The 22,154-nt window shown below is 67.7% G+C and carries 14 protein-coding genes; 8 read left to right on the top strand and 6 right to left on the bottom strand.

Annotated elements, in window-relative coordinates; genetic code table 11:
* Positions 1-429, top strand: a 429-nt coding sequence (locus tag ACWDTF_RS00005; RefSeq protein ID WP_449753823.1) for an HNH endonuclease, incomplete at its 5' end; no start/stop codon positions are given.
* 187 nt (positions 430-616) lie between these two features.
* Here the strand turns inward: ACWDTF_RS00005 and ACWDTF_RS00010 are convergent.
* Genes ACWDTF_RS00010 through rplN form a run of 4 tightly spaced genes read right to left on the bottom strand, consistent with a single transcriptional unit; the run spans position 617 to position 2,074 of the window.
* Positions 617-802: a type Z 30S ribosomal protein S14 gene (locus ACWDTF_RS00010; RefSeq protein ID WP_012835401.1), complete on the bottom strand. Its 186-nt coding sequence runs from the start codon at positions 800-802 to the stop codon at positions 617-619.
* 1 nt (position 803) lies between these two features.
* Positions 804-1,385, bottom strand: coding sequence for a 50S ribosomal protein L5 (rplE, locus tag ACWDTF_RS00015; protein WP_355275964.1), 582 nt, complete (start codon positions 1,383-1,385; stop codon positions 804-806).
* A gap of 1 nt (position 1,386) precedes the next feature.
* Complete coding sequence (gene rplX / locus ACWDTF_RS00020; RefSeq protein WP_355275962.1) at positions 1,387-1,704, bottom strand: 50S ribosomal protein L24; 318 nt, start codon at positions 1,702-1,704, stop codon at positions 1,387-1,389.
* Between the two features lies 1 nt (position 1,705).
* Positions 1,706-2,074 carry a 50S ribosomal protein L14 gene (gene rplN / locus ACWDTF_RS00025; protein ID WP_348809172.1) on the bottom strand — a complete coding sequence of 123 codons (369 nt, stop codon included), beginning with the start codon at positions 2,072-2,074 and terminating at the stop codon, positions 1,706-1,708.
* 396 nt (positions 2,075-2,470) lie between these two features.
* On the opposite strand from rplN, the gene ACWDTF_RS00030 reads away from it, so the two are divergent.
* The 7 genes from ACWDTF_RS00030 (at position 2,471) to ACWDTF_RS00060 (ending at position 20,649) form a co-directional block, all read left to right on the top strand.
* Positions 2,471-15,970, top strand: a complete 13,500-nt coding sequence (locus ACWDTF_RS00030) for an amino acid adenylation domain-containing protein (RefSeq protein WP_449753883.1) — start codon at positions 2,471-2,473, stop codon at positions 15,968-15,970.
* Positions 15,967-16,245 (top strand): MbtH family protein, encoded by a 279-nt coding sequence (locus tag ACWDTF_RS00035; RefSeq protein WP_355275960.1) that lies wholly within the window; start codon positions 15,967-15,969, stop codon positions 16,243-16,245. Before ACWDTF_RS00030 ends, ACWDTF_RS00035 begins: the two co-directional genes overlap by 4 nt.
* Positions 16,223-17,275, top strand: a complete 1,053-nt coding sequence (locus tag ACWDTF_RS00040; RefSeq protein WP_355275958.1) for an ATP-binding cassette domain-containing protein — start codon at positions 16,223-16,225, stop codon at positions 17,273-17,275. Before ACWDTF_RS00035 ends, ACWDTF_RS00040 begins: the two co-directional genes overlap by 23 nt.
* Positions 17,265-18,047 carry an ABC transporter permease gene (locus ACWDTF_RS00045; RefSeq protein WP_355275956.1) on the top strand — a complete coding sequence of 261 codons (783 nt, stop codon included), beginning with the start codon at positions 17,265-17,267 and terminating at the stop codon, positions 18,045-18,047. Before ACWDTF_RS00040 ends, ACWDTF_RS00045 begins: the two co-directional genes overlap by 11 nt.
* Positions 18,048-18,115: 68 nt before the next feature.
* Positions 18,116-18,718: an ECF RNA polymerase sigma factor SigK gene (sigK, locus tag ACWDTF_RS00050; protein ID WP_355275954.1), complete on the top strand. Its 603-nt coding sequence runs from the start codon at positions 18,116-18,118 to the stop codon at positions 18,716-18,718.
* Positions 18,711-19,526, top strand: a complete 816-nt coding sequence (locus ACWDTF_RS00055) for an anti-sigma factor (RefSeq protein ID WP_355275952.1) — start codon at positions 18,711-18,713, stop codon at positions 19,524-19,526. Before sigK ends, ACWDTF_RS00055 begins: the two co-directional genes overlap by 8 nt.
* Positions 19,527-19,692: 166 nt before the next feature.
* Entirely contained in the window at positions 19,693-20,649 is a 957-nt protein-coding gene (locus ACWDTF_RS00060; protein WP_433259599.1) for an alpha/beta hydrolase-fold protein, read from the top strand.
* Positions 20,650-20,894: 245 nt separating this feature from the next.
* Here ACWDTF_RS00060 and ACWDTF_RS00065 read toward each other — a convergent pair whose 3' ends face one another.
* Positions 20,895-21,245 (bottom strand): response regulator transcription factor, encoded by a 351-nt coding sequence (locus tag ACWDTF_RS00065; RefSeq protein WP_449753884.1) that lies wholly within the window; start codon positions 21,243-21,245, stop codon positions 20,895-20,897.
* 224 nt (positions 21,246-21,469) lie between these two features.
* Complete coding sequence (locus ACWDTF_RS00070) at positions 21,470-22,117, bottom strand: DNA-binding response regulator (RefSeq protein ID WP_449753885.1); 648 nt, start codon at positions 22,115-22,117, stop codon at positions 21,470-21,472.
* Positions 22,118-22,154 lie beyond the last annotated feature (37 nt).

The following is a 22,154-nucleotide window of genomic DNA, read 5'->3' on the forward strand; positions in this document are numbered from 1 at the left end:
CAATGTCTGGGCCCCATCAGCCCCACCACCGCATCACTGCTCACGTGCGACTCCACCGTCACCGACGTCGTCATCGACGGAGAAACCGTCCCCCTCCAGATGGGCACCAGCAAACGACTGTTCCCCGCACACCTACGGCGAGCCATCATCATCCGCGACCACTGCTGCATCAAATCCGGCGCCCCCGCCGGGCGCACCCACGTCCACCACATCACGTTCTGGAGCCACGACGGACCCACCGACCTCGACAACGGATGCCTACTCTGCCCGTCCTGCCACGCCTACATCCATGCCAGCGACTGGGCCATCATCATGGGCGCCGACCGCCACCCCTGGCTCGTACCACCCGCCACTATCGACCCCCGACGAACCCCACTGCCCGCCTACAACCGACGCACCATGACCCTCGACGACCGCATCGCCGCCTGACCCCCTGCCGGGGAAGGCATTTCACCGACTTCACCGCGCAGCACCTTTCGCGCACCCGACCCGTCGGGACCGCGCACGCCCTTTGAGAACTCCATAGCGAACCCAGCCACGCCGCGGGTGAAAAGCGTTCAGCCCCACCGCCCGAGGTGGGAGGTGGGGCTGAACGCGACATCTGGTTAGCGCGAAGTCACCAGCTGGACTTCTGCACGCCCGGAAGCTCACCGGCGTGCGCCATTTCGCGCAGGCACACACGGCACAGGCCGAACTTGCGGAACACCGAGTGCGGACGACCGCACTTGTTGCACCGGGTGTAGGCCCGCACGGCGAACTTGGGCTTCTTGTTGGCCTTGTTGACCAGAGCCTTCTTTGCCATGTCAGTTGTCCTTAACGTTGTTGTCCTTGAACGGGAAGCCCAGGGCGCGAAGCAGCGCGCGGCCTTCCTCGTCCGTGGTGGCCGACGTGACGACGGTGATGTCCATACCGCGCGGCCGGTCGATGTTGTCGATGTTGATCTCGTGGAACATCGACTGCTCGTTCAGGCCGAACGTGTAATTGCCATTGCCGTCGAACTGGCGGTCGGACAGACCGCGGAAGTCGCGGATACGCGGGAGGGCGATGGACACGAGGCGGTCCAGGAACTCCCACATACGGTCGCCGCGCAGCGTGGCGCGGGCACCGATCGGCATACCCTCACGCAGCTTGAACTGCGCGATGGACTTGCGGGCCCGGCGGATCTCCGGACGCTGACCGGTGATCTTCGCGAGATCCTCGACAGCGCCGTTGATGAGCTTGGCGTCGCGGGCGGCGTCACCGACACCCATGTTCACGACGACCTTCACGACGCCCGGGATCTGCATCACGTTGGCGTAGTCGAACTCTTTGTTGAGCGCGTCCTTGATCTCCTCGCGGTAGCGAGTCTTCAGGCGCGGCTGAATCTTGGTTTCGGTTGAAGTCATGTCAGATGTCCTTCCCGCTCTTGCGCGAGATCCGGACCTTCTTGCCGGACTCTTCGTCGACGCGGTAGCCGACGCGAGTCGGGTTGCCGTCGGAGTCCACGACCATCACGTTCGAGACGTGGATCGAGGCTTCCTGGGTCACGATGCCGCCGGAGGAGGCACCGCGCTCGTTCGCCGACGCGGCGGTGTGCTTCTTGATTCGGTTGACGCCCTCGACGAGAACACGCTGCTCCTTCGGGAAGGCCTGGATGACCTTGCCCTTGGCGCCCTTGTCCTTGCCCGAGATGACGATCACGGTGTCACCCTTGTGCACCTTCATGTCAGATCACCTCCGGTGCCAGCGACACGATCTTCATGAACTTCTTCTCACGCAGCTCGCGGCCGACCGGGCCGAAGATGCGGGTACCGCGGGGGTCGCTCTCACCCTTGAGGATGACGGCGGCGTTCTCGTCGAAACGGATGTAGCTTCCGTCCTGACGACGGCGCTCCTTGGTGGTGCGCACGATGACTGCCTTGACGACCTCGCCCTTCTTGACGTTGCCGCCCGGGATGGCGTCCTTGACAGTGGCGACGATCACGTCACCAATGCCGGCGTAGCGCCGCGAGGAACCGCCGAGCACGCGGATGCACAAGATTTCCTTGGCTCCGGTGTTGTCGGCGACCCGCAGGCGAGATTCCTGCTGAATCACTCGTTGGTCTCCTTGACCTGGTATTTCTGTCCGCCGGATTTCCGACCCGACGCACACGGTCTGTCACCACCGGACACACGCCTGCCTGGGCCTTTCCGCCGAAACGGACCTCCCCAGTGGGTTCGTGCGCCGATTCGCGGCACGTTCATGCCGCAGGCAACCCCACAAGTGTAGGCGAACCCGCAGGTCGGAGCCAAATCCGGTCGGCGGCCTACTCGCCAGTTGGGTCATCCGATCAAAACAGCACCCATCTGCGGCCACCCCTCGCGCGAAGCACTCACATAAGCCATCCGGGTGGAGACAACCGCCCAACCGGCATTGCTCGCGAGGCAGGGAGGCACACCGGTGACCGCAGAAAGCACGATCCAGCCCATCATCGCCGACCAGTCGATCCCGATGACCGCAGCTCAGCGCGGCATCTATTACGCCCAGCAGATCGACCCCGACGTGCCGATGTCCGTGGTGGCCTACGCCGAATTCCGCGACGATGTCGACGCCGAGATCATGCGGGCCGCGGTGGCCGCGACGAGCACCGAAACCCAATCAGGTCTGCTCCGGCTCGTCGACGACCTCGACGGTGACGACGAACCCCGCGTACTCGTCGACCACGATCGACCGATCGCGCTGGGCACTCGCGACTTCTCCGACGCCGCCGACCCGCGCGCCGCCGCCCTCGCCTGGATGGACGAGCACCGCTCGAAGTCGACCGACCTGTTCACCGACCCGCTGCTCGAGACCTACCTCCTGCGAGTCGGCCCGCGGCACGTCATCTGGTACTGCTGGGGCCACCACCTCGCCTTCGACGGATACGCCGCGATGTACATGATGGTGCGGGTCGCCGCACACTACACAGCGATCTCCGCCGGCCACGACGCGTCCGACGCCGACACCGCGACCATGGCCGAGATCGCCGACCTCGACCACGACTACCGGTCGTCGGAAAAGTTCACCCGCGATCGTGACTACTGGACCGATCATCTGGTCCCGACCCCGGAAACCACGTCGCTGTCGGGACGGTCGGAGGCGGCCGCGCCGATCGCGACGGTGCGTTCGGCCGACCTCGACGACGACCTGGTGCAACGCATCCGGTCCCTGGCCAAGGAGCACCGCGTGCGGCCTGCATCGGTGATCACGGCCGCCGTGGCCACCTACCTCGCCCGGCTCAACGACCGCTCCGAGTCGATGCTCAGCCTTCCGGTCGCCGCCCGTGACCGCGACATCCTGCGCACATCGGCGGGCCTCACCTCGAATGTCGTTCCCGTGCGGGTTGCGATCGACGAGGAGACCGCGACCGTTGCACAGGTACTGCGTGACACCAACGCCGAGATCAAACAGGCTGTGCGCCACCAGAAGTACCGCCACGAGGACATCACCGCGGAGGTCCTCGCGAGTCCGGGCGGTCGTCGAGGATTCTTCGGCCCGATGGTCAACGTCATGCTGTTCTTCGAACACATCGACTTCGGTTCCCTGCGTGGCGAACTGAACGTCCTCTCGACCGGACCCGTCGAAGACGCCTCGATCAATGTCTACGACGGCTTCACCGGCGGCATGCGGCTCGACCTGGAAGCCAACCCGAATGTCTACGCCCCGTGGGAGATCGAGGCCCACCACACGCGCATCATCGATTTCCTGACGCGCTTTGTCCTCGCCGACCCCGAACGCCACGTCGTGGAGTTGGGGCTGCTCACGCCCGCCGAGACCGACGACCTGTCCGAGCACACGAATGGCCCGACTGTTGTCACCGGCGAGCGCTCGCTCGTCGATCTGCTCGACGAGGCCGCCCGCCTGCACCCCGATGCGACGGCCATCGTCGACGCGGTGAGCGGTCACACACTCACCCATGCCGAGCTCGCCGACCGCGCCGACGCCGCTGCAGCAGCCCTCGCCGAGCGCGGCGTCGGACCGGAAAGCGTTGTCGGGGTGCGCCTTGCGCGCAGCGCCGAGCAGGTCATCGCGCTGCACGCGGTGGTACGTGCCGGTGCGGCATTCCTGCCGATCGACCCCGCCGAACCCGCCGAACGACTCGGCCACATCTTGACCACGGCGACGCCGGCGCTCGTGATCTCCGACGACGAACTGCCCGACCTCGACGGAGTCGATCAAATTGACACCGACGGAGTCGATCAGATTGACACCGTCGCTCTGGATGAACTCGTCGCCGAGACCGGCACCGTCACTCCGCGCGCCCCGCACCCCGACCACGCGGCGTATGTGCTGTTCACCTCGGGCTCCACGGGTAAGCCCAAGGGGGTGGTGATCACCCACCGCGCCATCGTCAACCGGCTGCGCTGGATGCAGTCGCGCTACCCGCTCACCACCGCCGATCGAGTCCTGCAGAAGACCCCGGCGACCTTCGACGTGTCGGTCTGGGAGTTCTTCTGGCCGTTCACCACCGGCGCCACACTCGTCGTGCCGACTCCCGACGGTCACCGCGATCCGTGGTATCTACGTGACACCATCGGCCAGTTCGGTGTCACCACAACGCACTTCGTGCCCTCCATGCTGGCCGCGTTTGCCGCCACCTTCGATCCCGGCGCCGGCGAGGACGCCGATCCCGACACCGCGGCACAGCTCGCGTCGCTCCGCCAGATCTTCACCAGTGGCGAGGCACTGACACCGGCGACGGTTGGGGCGACCGCACGACTGACACCCGCACCTGTCCACAATCTGTACGGCCCCACCGAAGCCGCCATCGACGTCACGTATCACGACCATTGCTCACCCGACGCGGACGTTGTGCCCATCGGACGCCCGGTGTGGAACACCAGCGTGCATGTCCTCGATCACCGCCTGGTTCCGCAACCTCCGGGCGCCATCGGCGAGCTGTACCTGGGCGGAATGCAACTCGCGCGTGGCTACCGGTCGCGTGGCGAGCTGACCGCCACCCGCTTCATCGCGGACCCGAGCGGCTCGGGCGACCGCCTCTACCGCACCGGCGACCTCGTGCGCCGACGCGCCGACGGCGAGCTGGAGTACTTGGGCCGCACCGACTCTCAGGTCAAGATCCGCGGTCAGCGCGTCGAACTCGGCGAGATCGAGGCCGCACTGAGCCGGCTCGACGGTGTCCGGGCCGCCGGCGTGCTGCTGCGCGACGACATGGTCGCGGATGCGGCAACGGTGGTCGGTTACGTCGCGGGCAGCGGTCTCGACGATCGTGACCTGCGGGCAGAACTGGCCGACGCTCTGCCCGATCACATGGTGCCCACCGTCGTGATGGTGCTCGACGCGCTGCCGACCACCAGCAACGGCAAACTGGACCGACGCGCACTGCCGGCGCCATCGCAGCCGGACGCCGGGAGCCATGTCGAGCCCGACGGCCCGCTCCAACGCCTCGTCGCCGACACCGTGTCCGCCGTACTCGGGATCTCGCCGATCTCGATGTCCGCCAACTTCTTCGGAATCGGCGGCAACTCGCTGTCGGCGACCCGGGTGGCCGCCCGCTTGTCCCGGGCGACCGGAACGAAGGTCGGCCTGCGCGCGGTCTTCGACACGACCGACCTCGCCTCCCTCGCAGCGCACCTGGAGGAGCAGGGGGTCGAGCTCACAACCGATACCACCGAACCACGGGACACGGCCACCGGACCGGTCCCCCTGTCCACGGCACAGCAACGCCTGTGGCTGGCGGCGCGCCTCGATCCCGATTCGGCTGCCGCATACAACATCCCGTTCACCGTACGGCTCGTCGGCGAGCTCGACACCGACGCGCTGCAGCGGGCGATCACCGATGTCGTCACCCGGCACGAACCGCTGCACAGCCTGGTCGACGAGCGCGACGGCACACCGTACATCGCGCCGCTCGATGCGGACTCGGTCCGCTTCGACCTGCCCGTCGACGACGCGTCGTCGGACCTGGCCAGCGAGCGCGACTTCGCATCCGTACCCTTCGACTTGTCCGCCGATCTGCCGATCCGAGCACGCCTCGTCCGCTCCGGCACCGACGATCATCGGCTCACCATCGTGATCCACCACATCGCCGCCGACGGCTGGTCGCTCGGCCCGCTGGCGGTCGACCTGGCGACCGCGTACCGCGCCCGCCGCGACGGGAACGAGCCCGACTGGGCGCCGCTGCCCACCACCTACTCGCAGATCAGTGCGTCCCGAAGCATCGACGTCGATGACGAACTCAGCTTCTGGACGAAAGCTCTCGACGACGCCCCTGCCGAAACCGAACTGCCGCTGGATCAATCGCGCACGATCGACGCGAACCCGGCGGGCGACACCGTCCACGCGATGCTCTCGCCGCAGACCCATCGCGCGGTGCGAGCCATCGCGGAGGCGCATGACGTCACGGTGTTCATGGTGCTGCACGCTGCTGTCGCCTCGTTGCTGCGCACCATGTCCCAGACCTCTGACATCGTGGTCGGCACGCCGGTGTCCGGTCGTGGCGACGCCGATGTCGACGGCATGGTCGGCATGTTCGTGAACACCCTCGCCCTGCGCACCGCAGTGGACAAGGATGCCTGCTTCACCGACCTGCTGGCCGACGTGCGCGACACCGACCTGAGTGCCTTCGAGAACTCCGACGTGCCGTTCGACCGAATCGTCGAGCGACTCAACCCCGAACGATCGGCCAACCTGCACCCGTTCTTCCAGGTGTCGGTCGCACTCGACGACAACTCGGCGATCGCGCTCGACTTCGCCGGCCTCACGGCGACCGCAGCCCGGATCGACACCGGGCACACGAAGTTCGATCTCCAGTTCACCTTCACCGAGAACATCTCGAACTCCGGTGAGCTGAGCGGCGTTTCCGTCGAGATCGGTTATGCCACTGCCCTGTTCGAGAACGATACGGTGCGCGGCATCGCCTCCCGGCTGACCAGGACCGTCGACGCGGTCACCGCCGACCCGCAGGTGACGATCGGCGACATCCCGATGCTCGATCTGCACGAGCGGCTCGACCTGGTGCCCGCCGTGGGCGCCGGACGCCGCCCGGTGGAACACCTGTCGCGGCTGCTCACGTCCGCGGTCGATTCGCAACCGCATCGCGTCGCCATCAGTGACGCCACCACCACGCTGACTTATCGCGAGCTCGACGCGGCGGCCAACCGGCTCGCGCGGCTGCTAATCGCCAACGGCGCGCGCCCGGAAACCTATGTCGCGGTGTCCCTTCCGCGTGGCATCGACTGGATCACCACGCTGTGGGCGATCGCCCGCACCGGCGCGGCATGGGTGCCGATCGATCCGAACTACCCGACCGCGCGCATCACCCACATGCTGACCGACTCGGGGGCACGGCTCCTCGTCACCGACTCCGGCTCCGATCCTGGCGCAGCCATCCACACGCTGCGTCTCGACGACGCCGAGGTGCAGACCGCGCGCGACGCGAAATCCGCCGGGCCCATTGGTGATGCCGAACTGTCGCTCCCGCGAGACGTCGACCATCCGGCCTACCTGATCTATACGTCCGGAACCACCGGAACACCCAAGGGAGTGGTCGTCGGACACCGTGGTCTCGCCGACTTCGCGGCGCAGCAGGTGACCGATTTCGGCATCACACCCGACAGCCACACGATGCACATGGCCTCCCCCAGCTTCGACGCCTCGGTGCTCGAGGTGCTGATGGCGGTCTCCGCGGCGGCGACAATGCACATCGTGCCGCCCGGCGTGGTCGGCGGATCCGAACTCGCCGACCTGATGCGCGATCGCCGCGTCACGCACGCCTTCCTCACCCCGTCCGTGCTGACCACGATGTCGCCCGAGCAGGTACCCGACCTGCAGGCGCTCGTGATCGGCGGCGAGCACCCGAATCCGGCTGTGGTGCGCCAATGGTCGGCCGGTCCGGCACTGTTCAACGCCTACGGCCCCACCGAGACCACCGTGGTCGCCACCGTGTCGTCGGCGATCCGCCCCGACTATTCGACACTGACCATCGGGCGTCCGATCCGCGGTATCGCCGCGATGGTGCTCGACGAGCGCCTGCGTCCCGTCATGCCGGGCGCGGTGGGCGAGCTCTACATCGCCGGCGACCATCTCGCCCGCGGCTACCACGGTGTGCGCCCTCTGACGTCCAAGCGATTCATCGCCAACCCGTACGGACATCCGGGCGAGCGCATGTACCGCACCGGCGATCTGGTGCGCTGGACCTCCGACCACGAGCTCGAGTTCCGTGGCCGCGCCGATCATCAGACCAAGATCCGGGGACACCGGATCGAGCTGGGTGAGATCGACGCCGCACTCGCCGACGACGACGCGGTGGTCGCGGCCGTCACCACCACCCACGGCTCCGGTGCGCAAACGCGTCTCGTCTCCTACGTGACGACCGTCGCCGACGCAGACGCCGTCGGGGACATTCGCGGACGTCTCGCGCAGCGTCTGCCCCGGCACATGATCCCGTCGGCGATCATCGAACTCGACGAGATCCCCAAGACCCCGATCGGCAAGGTCGATCTGCGCGCCCTGCCCGAGCCCGACGCACTCGTCGGCCCGGAAGGCGACATCGCCTATGTGGCACCCGAATCCGAGGCCGAGCGCCGGATCGCAGATCTGATCGCCGAGCGCCTGGAGCTCGACCCCGGCAGCGTCGGACGCAACCACGACTTCTTCGATCTCGGCGGCAACTCGCTGCTCGCCACCCAGATCGTCGGCGCCCTCGAGCAACTCGCCGGACGCCGGGTCACGGTGCGCGAGGTGTTCGAGCACTCCACGGTTGCCGATCTCGCCCGGCTCACCGGGCCGGCCGACCCACGGCCGCTCGCGACGCTGCACCATGACCCCGATGCGGACGTGCCGGTCGGTCCGGCACAGCGGCAGCTGTGGTTCCTCAACCAGCTCGACGGTTCCGACGACGTCGAATCAGATGGGACCGAAACCACCAGCGCCGCATACTCGATCGCGTTCGCCCTCGACCTGCGCGGTGACCTCGACGTCGACGCGCTCGCCGGCGCACTGCGCCACGCGGTCGATCGGCACGAGCCGCTGCGCACCGTGTTCCCCGACCACGACGGACTTCCCGTCATGGACGTCCGGCCCGCCGACGACGTCGACCTCACGCTCACACCCGTCGACGTCAGCGACGCCGACTGGAACGAACAGGCGCAGCACCTCGCCAGGTCGCGGTTCGACCTCACGCAGGAGGTGCCGCTGCGCGTCCGACTCCACCGCATCGACGGTGATCGGGCACATCACAAGCTGACCATCGTCGTGCACCACATTGCCGCCGACGGATGGTCGATGGCGCCGCTCGGGCGAGACATCGCCGGCGCCTACGCGGACCTGAGCGCCGGTCGATCACCGGCTCAGGCTGCACTTCGAGTCGGTTATCGCGACTACTTGCGTTGGCAGGCCGAGAATCTCGGTCCGGCAGCCGACGGCTCGCGTATGGCCGACCTCGCCGGGTGGTGGCGTCGAGAGCTCGACGGCCTCGACGCCACCGGAACCCTGGTGCCTGACTCGAACGCCGCGGCCATCCGCACCGCGGGCGTCGTGGAGGTCGACTTCGACGCCGACCTGCGCCGCAAGCTGGTGTCGCTGGCCGGCGGCAAGGCCACCGAGTTCATGACCGTTCATGCCGTGTTCGCGGCCCTGCTCCACCGGCTGCACGGCGACCCGGACGTGCACCTCGCCGGTGCGGATTCCGATGTCGTCATCGGCACCCCGGTGGCGGGGCGCGCCGATCCCCGGCTCGCCGACCTCGTCGGCATGTTCGTCAACTCGGTGGTCTTGCGCACCAAGGTCGACGGTGACGCCGGCTTCTCGGCGCTGCTCGACACCATCCGCTCCACCGATCTCGAAGCGCTGTCGCAGGCCGACATGCCCTTCGAGGAGATCGTCTCCATGCTCAACCCGCCTCGGACACAGACGCATCCGATCTTCCAGATCGCACTGGCGCTCGACGCCGCGGTGTCCGACAACCCGGCGCCCGCCGCGTCGGGGCCGAGCCTGGCGGGGCTCGAAGTCACCACGGACGAGATCGACACCGGAGCGGCGCGATTCGACCTCGAGCTGCGTATGCGCGGCGATGTCGCCCGATTCACCTACGCCACCGATGTCTTCGGCCATGAGCGGATCACCGCGCTGGCGGATACCTTCATCCGGTTGGCCCGGGCGATCGTGGACGATCCCGACGCACCTATCGACAGTCTGCCGATCCTCACCGATCGGGAAACCTCCGCCGTGCCGGCGCCGACCGAGCCGGTTCATCTCGCCGACATCTTCGAACGCACGGCACGCGAGCACGCCGACGCCGTCGCAATCGATGACGGCGTGGCCACGATGACCTACGCCGACCTCGACGCCGCGTCCGACGAGTGGGCGTTTCGACTGCACGCCCTGGACATCGGCGCCGACGACGTCATCGCCGTCGCCCTCGACCGCTCACTGGATCTCGTGGTTGCCGTGTGGGCGATCGCCAAGGCCGGCGCGACCGTCCTGCCGATCGACTCCCGGTACCCGGCGCAGCGCGTTGAGCACATGATCGCCGATTCCGGCGCCGTTCTCGGCATCACGTCGAGCGATCGCTTCGACACGGTGCCGCGCGGGATCTGGTGGCTCTCGACGGAATCGCTCTCCCAGTCCGGACCCGACGCACCGCCCACCGGGTGGCCGCCGGCCCGGCACACCGACAGCCTGGCCTACATCGTCTACACGTCTGGTTCCACCGGAAAGCCCAAGGGCGTCAGCGTCACCCATCGTGGACTCGCCACTTTCGCCGTGGCGCAGCAACAGCGCTACGACATCGGTGTCGGGGACCGCAGCCTGCACTTCGCCTCGCCGGCCTTCGACGCCACGATGCTCGAGTTCTTGCTGGCCTTCTCCACCGGGGCGACGATGGTGATCGCGCCGTCGACCATCTACGGTGGCGACGAACTCGTCGAGTTCCTCGCCGAACAGGCGGTGACGCACGCCTTCATCACGCCCGCAGCGCTCGCCGCGGCACGCGCACATCCGCTGCCCGACCTGCGCACCCTCGGCGTCGGCGGGGAGGCGTCCACCCCAGAGCTGTTGGCGCGCTGGGCTCCCGGACGCCGGTACATCAACTGCTACGGCCCCACCGAGACCACCATCGTCGCCACCATGTCGCAGCCGCTGGCGGCGGGAGACGCGATCACGATCGGCTCCCCGGTCGACGGCTGCGGTGTACACGTTCTCGACCGGCATCTGCGGCCCGTGCCCGATCACGTGCCCGGCGACCTGTACCTGTCCGGTCCGGGTGTTGCGCGTGGCTATCTGAATCGCAGCGGCCTCACCGCGACCCGTTTCGTCGCCGATCCTGAGGTACCCGGTGCCGTCATGTACCGCACCGGCGACATCGTGCACCGCGCGTTCGACGGATCGCTGATCTATCACGGCCGCAGCGACAATCAGGTCAAGGTCCGCGGTTTCCGGATCGAGCTCGACGAGGTGTCGGCAGCCCTGTCTGCGGTCGACGGCGTCGACTTCGCCACCACCGTCGTCCGTGGCCGCGGCGCGGACGCCACGCTCGTCGGGTACGTGACGCACGATGCCGACGGTCCGGCGCCGGACGAGCGCACGATCCTATCCGCCGTCCGCGGCCGGCTCCCGCGCCACATGGTGCCCGCCGCCGTGGTCATCCTGGACCGGATTCCGTTGACCGGTAACGGAAAACTCGACCAACGCGCTCTCCCGGAGCCGGGTCCTGCCGTCACCGACACCGCGGGACGCGCTCCCACCTCGCGCACCGAGTCAGCGCTCGTCGAGATCCTCGCGGAGGTCCTGGGTCGCAACACGGAAGAGGTCGGCGCCGACGACGACTTCTTCGACGTGGGCGGCACCTCGTTGCAGGCGACCGCCGTCGTCAGCCGAATCAACCGTCATCACCTCGGGGAGCGTATCCGGGTGCGCGATCTGTTCGACCATCCCACCGCGGAGAAGTTGGCCCCGCTGGTGTCGTTCCCGGATGATCTCCACCTGGCCGACATGCCCGAAACCCAAGACCTGCCGACCGAACGGCCGGTTGATGTTCCCCTCGCACCGATGCAGCGCCGCCTGTGGTCGGTGGCCACGGCCGCACCGGATTCCACCGAATACGTGATGCCGTTCGCGCTGCGCCTGCGTGGCGAACTGGACCGGGAGGCGTTGCGGGCAGCACTGACCGATCTCGTTGCGCGGCACACGAGTCTGCGGACGGTGTATCCGATGGGCGACGGCGGTCCGGTGGCCCGGGTTCTCGACGATCCCGCCGCGGTCATCGGCGACCTCGCCCCGCGCGAAACCTATGATCCGAGTGCCGCGATGGCCCGAATCGCCGGTCGCCCCTTCGACCTTGCCGAGGATGCTTCCCTGCGGGCATCGCTGTGGCGGGACATTTCCGACCGCGGCGACGACGAAGAACACTTGCTTGTGCTCGTCGTGCATCACATCGCGGCCGACGGCGCGTCGCTACCAACCCTGGTCGGCGATCTGATCGAGGCGTATCGCAGCCGGCGAGCCGGTCGATCGCAGCGCTGGGACGCGGCAGCCATCGACTACCGCGACTACGCGCTCGAGATGGCCGACGATGCAGACGCACAACAGGATCTGCCGTTCTGGACCAACGCGCTGGCCGATGCGCCGGCCGAGACCACCATCGCGGGCCGTCGCACCTCGCGGGATAGGAGCCCTCACGGTCCCGGAACCGCCGGGTCGGTCAGCGCCCCGATCGACGCCGAACTGCATGCCGGGCTGCTCCGGCTCGCCCGTTCGCGCTCGACCACGCCGTTCTCGCTGCTGCACACCGGCCTGGCAATCCTGCTCAACCGACTGGGCGTGGGACGCGACGTGGTCATCGGCACCCCGGTGGCCAATCGGGAGGCCCCGGCGGGATCCGCGCGCGACTACTCCGGCGTGATCGGCATGTTCGTCAACACCCTGGCGTTGCGCACCGTCGTCGCACCGGGTGAATCGGTGTCGGAGTTGATCGCACGCACGCGCGACGACGACCTGGCCGCGCTCGACCGTCGGTCCACACCGTTCGACGACGTCGTCGCAGCACTCAATCCGGAACGCGAGCAAGGCCGGCATCCGCTGTTCCAGATTGCGCTGTCGGTGCACGATTTCGCCTCCGGGATGACCGGCGACGATCTCTCGATGGATGACGATCTGAGGTTGTCGGCGTCCGAGATCGACGCTCCGACCGCGAAATTCGATCTCCAGTTCACCGTCACCGGTGTCCATGCCGACGCGCAGCGGCCGCGGGTCACCCTCACCTACGACACCGACCGCTACCGTCACGACGACGCCGATCTGCTGATCACTCGCCTGCTGCGGGTGGTGCGGGCGATGGTCTGCGATCCGGGCCGCGCAGTGGGCGACGTCCGCATCACCGATCCGCTCGAGGTCGCCGCCCTCACCCCGGCGGTGGGGCCCGACCCGGGGATGCCGAAGACCTTCGGGGCGCTGCTCGACGACGCGGTTCGGCGTAATCCCGATGGCTTCGCCGCCATCACCGACACCGAGTCGATCACCTACGCCGAGCTCGACGCCCGGTCCAACCGGTTGGCGCGGGTACTTCTCGGTCGCGGGGTCGCCGATCACACCGAACCGGTGGTCGCGATGGCCGTCGAGCGTTCCATCGATGCGCTGGTGGCCATCTGGGCGATCGTGAAGTCCGGTGCCGCCTACGTCCCGGTGGACCCGACCTACCCGTCCGACCGCGTGGCGCACATGCTCGCCGACAGCGGCGCGCGCCTGGTGATCACCACCTCCTCGGGTGCGCAGCGCCTCGACACCGATCTGCCCACCCTGCGGCTCGACGACCGAGCGGTTCGCACCCGGATCGGTCATTCGTCGCCGGCCGCGATCACCGACGCCGAACGGTCGCGCCGGGTTCACCCCGATCAGTTGGCCTATGTGATCTACACGTCGGGTTCGACCGGCATCCCGAAGGGAGTGCTCGTCCCGCATTCGGGGCTGCGGGCCGTCCACGACGAGCTGGCGCAGCGGCTGGGGCCGGGACCCACCTCACGGGTCCTGCATTTCGCGTCGCCCAGTTTCGACGCCTCGGTTCTCGAGTTCCTGTTGGCCGCATGCGGTTCGGCGACGCTGGTGATCGCACCGACCGACGTCTACGGTGGTCGCGGACTGGAAGACTTCATCGACCGGCACGGTGTGACGCACGCGTTCATCACCCCGGCCGCCGTGGCCAGCATGGACCCGAAGGAGGTGCCGTCGCTGCGAGCGCTCGCGGTCGGCGGCGAGGACTTCGGCTCCGAACTGGTCCGACGCTGGGCGCCGGGACGCACCATGGTCAACGTCTACGGCCCCACCGAGACCACGATCATCACCACCGGCAGCCAACCGCTCACCGCGCGTAGCGAACTGACGATCGGCACGCCCAACAACGGGGTCGCCGCCGTGGTGCTCGACGAGCGTCTGCATCCGGTACCGGCCGGCGTCACCGGCGAGCTGTACCTGATCGGTGCGCAGGTCACCCGCGGCTATCATCGCCGCCCCGACCTGACGTCGGTGCGATTCGTGCCGGCACCCATGGTCACCGGCCCCCGCTACGCGGGACGCCGCATGTACCGGACCGGCGATCTCGTGCAGTGGACCGACGACGGGCGCATCGCCTACGTCGGACGCAGCGACACGCAGGTTCAGGTGCGTGGCTTCCGGATCGAGCTCGGCGAGATCGACGATGCCCTCGCCGCTCATCGCGAGGTCGACTTCGCGGTCACCGTCGTCGACGACAGCGGCAGCGCACCGACCCTGCGCAGTTATGTGACTGCGGCCCAGGAGACTTCGCCGGAGCCCGACCTGTTGCGTCGACATCTGACCCGCGCGCTGCCGCGGCACATGGTGCCGGCCACGATCACCGTGCTCGATGAGATCCCGATGACACCGGTCGGCAAGCTCGACCGCAGCGCTCTCCCGGCGCCGGTGATCGCCGAACGCCGAACGCCGCGTCCGGGGCTGGAAACCACCGTGGCCCAGGCCTTTGCCGAGGTACTCGGGATCGACGAGGACGCGGTCGGGGCCGACGACGGGTTCTTCGATCTCGGCGGCAACTCGTTGATGGCCACCTCGGTCACGGCACGGCTCACCGAGGCGACCGGATACGATGTCGCGGCCCAGATCCTCTTCACCGCACCCACTCCCGCCGAGTTGGCCGCCGCTCTGACCGACGACCCGGACGGTGCACCGCATGCCGATTCCCTGGCCCCGGTGCTGCCGTTGCGGCGCGGCGCACCCGACGGTCCGGCTCCGCTGTTCGTCGTCCATCCTGCGATCGGTCTGTCCTGGAGCTTCGCGTCGCTGCTGCCACACCTGCCGGCCGATCGCGCGGTGTACGGATTGCAGAATCCGATGCTGTCGGGTCAACCGGCCGCGAACACGATCAGCGATCTCGCCGCCGACTACGTCGGCCGGATCCGGGCGATCGTCCCCGACGGGCCGTATCACCTTCTCGGCTGGTCGCTGGGCGGCCTGATCGCACAGGAGATGGCGGTGCAGCTGCAGGAGTCGGGCGACGAGGTGGGACAGCTGATCCTGCTCGACTCGTTCGTCATCGCGGACCGCCCCGAGTTCCACACCGAGCCGTCGCTGGCCGAGCTGATGAAGGAATTCGGCATCACCACAACGGATGTCGATGTCGAGCCGACCGTGCAGGAGGTGCGCACGGCGGTTGCGGCCGCCGGCGGCATTCTGGGCGCCATGTGCGAGCAGGACTTCGATGCGGTGCATCGGGCCTTCCGGCACGCAACACCGCTGGCCGCCGACTGGCGGCCCCGCACGTACGACGGCGACGCGACCTTCGTTTCGGCGACCATCGACCCGCCGGCGGGGCAGCGCGCGGTGGACGACTGGCACACCGCCATCGCCGGCCAGGTCACCGAAGTGAAGACGTCGTGCACGCATGCGCGAATGCTGCTGCCCGAGAACGTCGTCGACTACATCCACGCAATCGACGGAGCAGACGCCCAACAGGCACCCACCGAACAACAGGAGGAACAACGATGACCAACCCGTTCGACAACACCGACGGAGTCTTCCGGGTCCTTGTCAACGACGAGAACCAGCATTCGCTGTGGCCCGATTTCGCCCCGGTCCCGGACGGCTGGCGCACCGTGTTCGGACCGGAGGGTCACGACGAGTGCCTCGCCTACGTCGAGGAGAACTGGCGAGACATGCGGCCCGCCAGCCTGATCCGCGCGATGGATCAGGCCGGCGCCGCGAGGCAGACTGCCGCAGGAAAGAACGAGGAGGAGACACATGGGACGGCACAGCATGACTGAACCGGCAGCCGCACTGCGTATCCGGGGTCTGCGCAAGACGTTCCGTTCGGGCTTCCTCGGCCGCGGCCCCCGCGTCCATGCGCTCGACGGACTCGACCTCACCGTTCCCAAGGGCACCGTGTGCGCGCTGCTCGGCCCCAACGGCGCGGGTAAGACCACCACCGTGCGGGCGGTCGCCACGCTGATGACACCCGACGAAGGGTCGGTGGTGATCGACGGCGTCGACGCCCTCGCCGACCCGGAGCGCGCCCGCGAGATCATCGGTGTCTCCGGCCAGTACGCCGCGGTCGACGGTAACCTCACCGGATTCGAGAACCTTCGGATGGTGGCTCAGCTCTATGGCCACTCGCGCGCCGAGGCACGTTCTCGAGCAAGCGAACTCATCTCCGACCTCGATCTCACCGACGCCGCGGACCGCCCCATGCGCACCTACTCGGGCGGCATGCGCCGGCGCCTCGACCTGGCGGGCGCGCTGATCAACCGCCCCCGACTGCTGATCCTGGACGAGCCGACGACCGGCCTGGATCCGCGTGGCCGACGACAGATCTGGGAGGTGATCGCCGACCAGGTGGCCTCGGGCACCACGGTCCTGTTGACCACCCAATATCTCGAGGAGGCCGACGAACTCGCCGACGAGATCACCGTGATCGACCACGGCACGATCCGCGCCCAGGGTTCGGCCGAGCAACTCAAGGCCAGCACCGTCGAGTCGATTCTCACGGTGGAGATCTCCGAGGCGGTATCGGACGAGCGCAAGGCCGGTCGCATCGCGACGACGCTGGCCGAGATCGGCTTGGGTATGCCCGAGCACGTGGACGAGACGCGTTGGTCGGTTCCGGTCTCCGACGGCTCGCGCAGTGCGGTCGAAGCGGTCAAGGCCCTCGGAGCGCTCGACGTCGACGTTGTCGATGCCACCGTGACCTCACCCACCCTCGACGACGTCTTCCTGGCGCTGACGGGCCGCGATCACGACACGCCGTCGTCGGCCTCGACACGCACCACAGAAACGGAGCAGGCACATGTTCGCTGACACTGCCGTCCTCGTCGAACGAAATCTTCTCACCGTCAAACGAATTCCCACTCTGCTCATCGGTGCGACCATCCAGCCGCTGATGTTCGTGTTCCTGTTCGCCTACGTCTTCGGTGCGACATTCGGCGGTGGGACCTACCGAGAGTTCCTGATGGCCGGGATCTTCACGCAGACCGTGGTGTTCAACGCGGCGTTCACCACCGTCGGGCTGGCCACCGACACCTCCGACGGCATCATCGACCGCCTGCGGTCACTGCCGATGTCGCGACTGGGGGTGATCGCGGCCCGGGTGTCGTCGGACATGCTGCTCGGCATCATCGGACTCGGAGTCATGGTGGTGTGCGGTCTGGCGATCGGCTGGCGGATACAGGGCAGTGCCGCCGATGCCGCTGCGGCCTTCGGCGTGATCGTGTTGTTCGCACTGGCGATGGCCTGGGTCGGCGCGGTGACCGGTCTGGTCGCACCCAACGTCGAAGCCGCGCAGAGTATCGGGTTCCTGTGGATGTTCCCGGTGACGTTCCTGTCGAGCGCGTTCATCTCGGCGCAGAGCCTGCCGGGACCGCTGCGCACCATCGCCGAGTGGAATCCGGTGACCGCGGTGGCCACTGCGAGCCGGCAGTTGTTCGGCAACACCGCGCCACCCGATTTCCCGCCCGCCACCGGATGGGTCGCCGACCATGCGATCGGCTATTCGATCGGCTGCAGTCTCGCGATCCTGGCGATCTGCGTGCCCGTCTCGCTGGTCCTCTACCGGCGAGCCGCGCACCGTTGATCGAGGGGACTTCTGCCATGACGCCGGAACCGTCGATAGAACCCGCACGGGTTGGCTACCGTGGGGGCGTGACATCCAGCCGAGGATCAGCCCATTCGGGTTCCCGGTCGGACAGGGATGCCGATGACCTGGCGACATTGCTGTCGGGCGCGGCCGGTGGCGACCGCGCCGCCTTCGCCACCCTCTACGACCGCACGAGTTCGCGCATCTACGGCCTCGCGTTCCGGATCGTGCGGGACCGGCACTACGCCGAGGAGATCGTGCAGGAGGCCTACCTGCAGTACTGGCAGAAGGCCCCCGAGTACCATCCCGCGCGCGGCTCGGTGATCACCTGGATGATGACCATCGCGCATCGGCGGGCCGTGGACCGAGTGCGGTCCGAGGAACTCCAGCATCGCAAGATCGCCGACTACGGCGCGTCGAATGTGGCTCCGCCGCAAGCGGTTCCGCTGGAGATCGTGGTCGATCGGGATGAGGCCGCCTCACTGCGGACCTGCCTCGACGAGCTCACCGACCTGCAACGCCGCAGCATCGAGATGTCGTATTTCAACGGCCTGAGCTACCCCGAGGTGGCCCAGGAGACCTCGACTCCGCTGCCGACCATCAAGTCACGCATCCGTGACGGATTGCGACGGTTGAAGAACTGCCTCCGGAGCGAAGCCGATGAGTGACAACGACGCACCGGATTCCCCGGACACCGATTGGCTCGACGACCACATCGAGTTGTACGCCGTGGATGTGCTGACGCGCGACGAGACGGCTCGGGTGGAGCAGGACCTCGACGCACTTCCTGGCGTGCAGAGGGCCATCTACGACGGCCGGATCACCGAAACCCAGCAGGCCATCGCCGGAATGGCGAGCTCCTACGCTCTCACCGCACCCGAGGACCTGCGGTCCCGGGTTCTCGACCGCGTCTTCGCCGGCCCGGCCCCGGACAACGCGACGCCCGCCGAGGAGCCGGTCACCTCGCTCCCTGAGAACGTCACTCCCTTGCGGTCGCCGAACCGGGGCCGGATCGCGGCCGCGCTCGCGGCGGCAGCGGTCGTCGTCGCGGTGGCGCTGGGCGCGGGCGTCCTCATCGGCCGCACCACTGCACCGGAGCCGGCGCCGCCGGTCGCTTCGACGGAGGCCCAGCAGCAGATCTCCGAGGTGCTGAGCGCGCCGGACGCGACGGTGTCGTTCACCGATCTGGCCGACGATCGGGGCCGGATCTCGGTGGTGTACTCGAAGTCGCAGAATCGCGCGGTGACCCTGCTGCGTGACACCACCAACCCGATCGCGTCCGACCAGACCTTCCAGTTGTGGCTCGTCGGCAAGACCGAGAACCCGGTCTCGGCCGGCCTGATTCCCGGAACCGGTCCGCAGGCCCCGGTGGTCGTCAACGAACTCGGATCGTCGAAGGTCTTGGCGGTCACCATCGAACCCGGTGGCGGATCGCCGCAGCCCACGACCCCTATCCTCGCCCAGATCCCGTTGTGACCGATCGGCGTGCATACACTGGCGGGAAGTGCCCGGGTACGGGTGGTCGGAAGCTCGTGTGGTTCCAGGTTTGTGAGATGACGGTGCGTGTGAGATGACGGTGCGGAATGAGATCGGGTCGCGGCTGACGCTGCGATGGACAGCACTGCTGTCGATCGTCGTGGCGATGGCCGCCTTCGGTGCCGGCACCATCGGCCTTGCTCAGGCGGACGCGGCGCCCTCGTCGCGCATCACGGCCACCTACAACGACGACCGGCAGCAGGTGACGCTGATCGTGTACTCGGCGTCGATGGGCCGATCGATCCCCGTCACCGTCCTCATGCCGCGTGATCGCTCCCGCCCGCGGCCGGTGCTGTACCTGCTCAACGGCGCCGGCGGCGGCGAGGACTCGGCCACCTGGGACGCACGCACCAACTACAAGCGCTACTTCGCCGACAAGAACGTGTATGTGGTGACGCCCATCGGCGGCGCCTTCTCGTACTACACCGACTGGTTCCGCGACGACCCGGTCCTCGGCCGCAACAAGTGGACGACCTTCCTGACCAAGGAACTGCCGCCGCTGATCGACAAGCGGTTCCCGACCACGCGGGTCAACGCACTCGCCGGCATCTCGATGGCCGGCACCTCGGTGCTCAACCTGGCCATCTCCGCGCCGAAGCTCTACCGCTCGGTGGCCGGGTTCAGCGGCTGCGCCCGGACCAGCGACCCCGTCGGGCAGCAGTACATCCGCATGGTCGTGTCCGACCGCGGCGGCGGCAACATGGTCAACATGTGGGGCCCGCTCAACGGGCCCGGCTGGCGCGCCAACGACCCGTACCTGAATGCCGAGCGCCTACGCGGCACCAAGGTGTACATGACCACCGGCAACGGACTCCCGGGTCAACATGAGCAACTCTCCGACAAGTCGATCCAGGGCGACCCGTTCACGCTCGCCAATCAGGCCTTGCTCGGTGGCGGCATCGAGGTTGCGATCGACATCTGCACGCGGCAGATGGCGCAGCGTCTGCGTCAGTTGAACATCCCGTTCCAGGTCAACTTCCGCCCGAACGGAACCCACTCGTGGGGCTACTGGGAGGACGACCTGCACAACACCTGGCCCAAGCTCGCACGCGATCTACGGTGAGGTGCGCGGAGTCATCCCTGCTGCCTGCGGTGTGAGGAAGTCACTGAGCTGGGGAAATGCGTCAGCGCGGTGCCGCAAAATCTAGGGGAAGAACTTCTTCCCCGGGGTTCATAGTCTTCCGCTAGAAATTTCTGGGGGAAGACACCAAGGATAGGGGAAGAAGCTTCTTCCCCTACTTTCTTGCGGCGGCCTGCCGGGCGACGTGCTCCGTTGCTTGCCGGCCATGAGGCCCGGTGACAATCAGATCACCAGCGGTCGAGGCTGGTGTAACCGTCCTGGAGTGCCCGCGCGAACAGGTGGGTCTTGGTGGGCGCCGTCCGTCCGACGCCGGTGTATTTGGCGCGAATCCGGGCGAGGTGGGTACTCACCGTCGACGCCGAGATGAAGAGTCGGCCGGCGGCCTCCTCCTTCGACTCTGCCGCGAGCCAGGCAAGCAGCACCTCGACCTCGCGGTCGGAGAGATTCGGCCGCGGCAGCGGCGCAGGCACCGCTTCACCCGGGTGCCGATAGTCGGCGAGACGGGTCACCCCGTTGTGCCGGATCACCGGGGTGCGAACCGGCGAAGCACTTCCTCCGGTGGAGACGACGGGTCGGATCGGTTCCGCGCCGTCGTGAGGCAATTCCGTACTCGCCGTCACTGGTTGATCCCTTTCTTCATACGAGAGTTGCGAGTCGATCCGAGCGCAGCGGGCTGCGGTCGGAACTTCTCCGGGGGGCACATCTCTCGCATCACAAGCGATGTGCTGACTACGCTAGGTGTCCGGTTGGCCGGGTGGTAGACCCAGAAAGGGGGACCACTCGCTGGTTCGGTGGGCATCCGTCACTTCTCCCGGGCCGGTTGTCGGGGGCGCCTGCGTTGCGGGACGGGCAGCCACCCGTCTTCGATGGCGCGTTTGAACATGTCGATCTTGGTCTTGGTGGGCCGGCCCGCGTCGGCGTACTTCTGCCTGATGCGTTTGAGGTATTCGTTGACGGTCTCGGCCGAGACCCCCAACATCTCCCCCACCCGTACCGAGGTCTCGCCGGATGCGTACAGGGCCAGGACATTCTGCAGTTGAGGAGACAGGTCCACCGCGGCCAGTTCGGGGTCGCCGTCGATGGCGGCAGCCCATTCGGTGGTGAGGACCTCCCGGCCCTGCGATGCCGCGCGGATGGCGTCGACGATCATCGATTCGTCGGCCGATTTGAGGACGATGCCGAGGACTCCCGCCCGTGCCGCCGACCGGAGCAGCGACGGATCCTCACCGGAGGTGTAGACGACGGTGGCGATGCCGTGTTCGGTCAGCGTGGTGACGTTCTCGCGCGGTGTGGTGCCGTCGTCGAGTCGCAGATCGAGGAGAACGACGTCCAACGGCTTCTCGTCCAGGACGTCGGCGACGGTGGGCGCCGCGCACACGAGGTCGATGTCGGGGACCGAATCGAGGACTCGCTCGATCCCCCAGATCGGCGATCGATGGTCGTCGACCATGCCGACACGCAATGGCGTCAGCGCGTCCTCGTCTGTC

Source organism: Gordonia sp. NPDC003422, assembly GCF_053588675.1.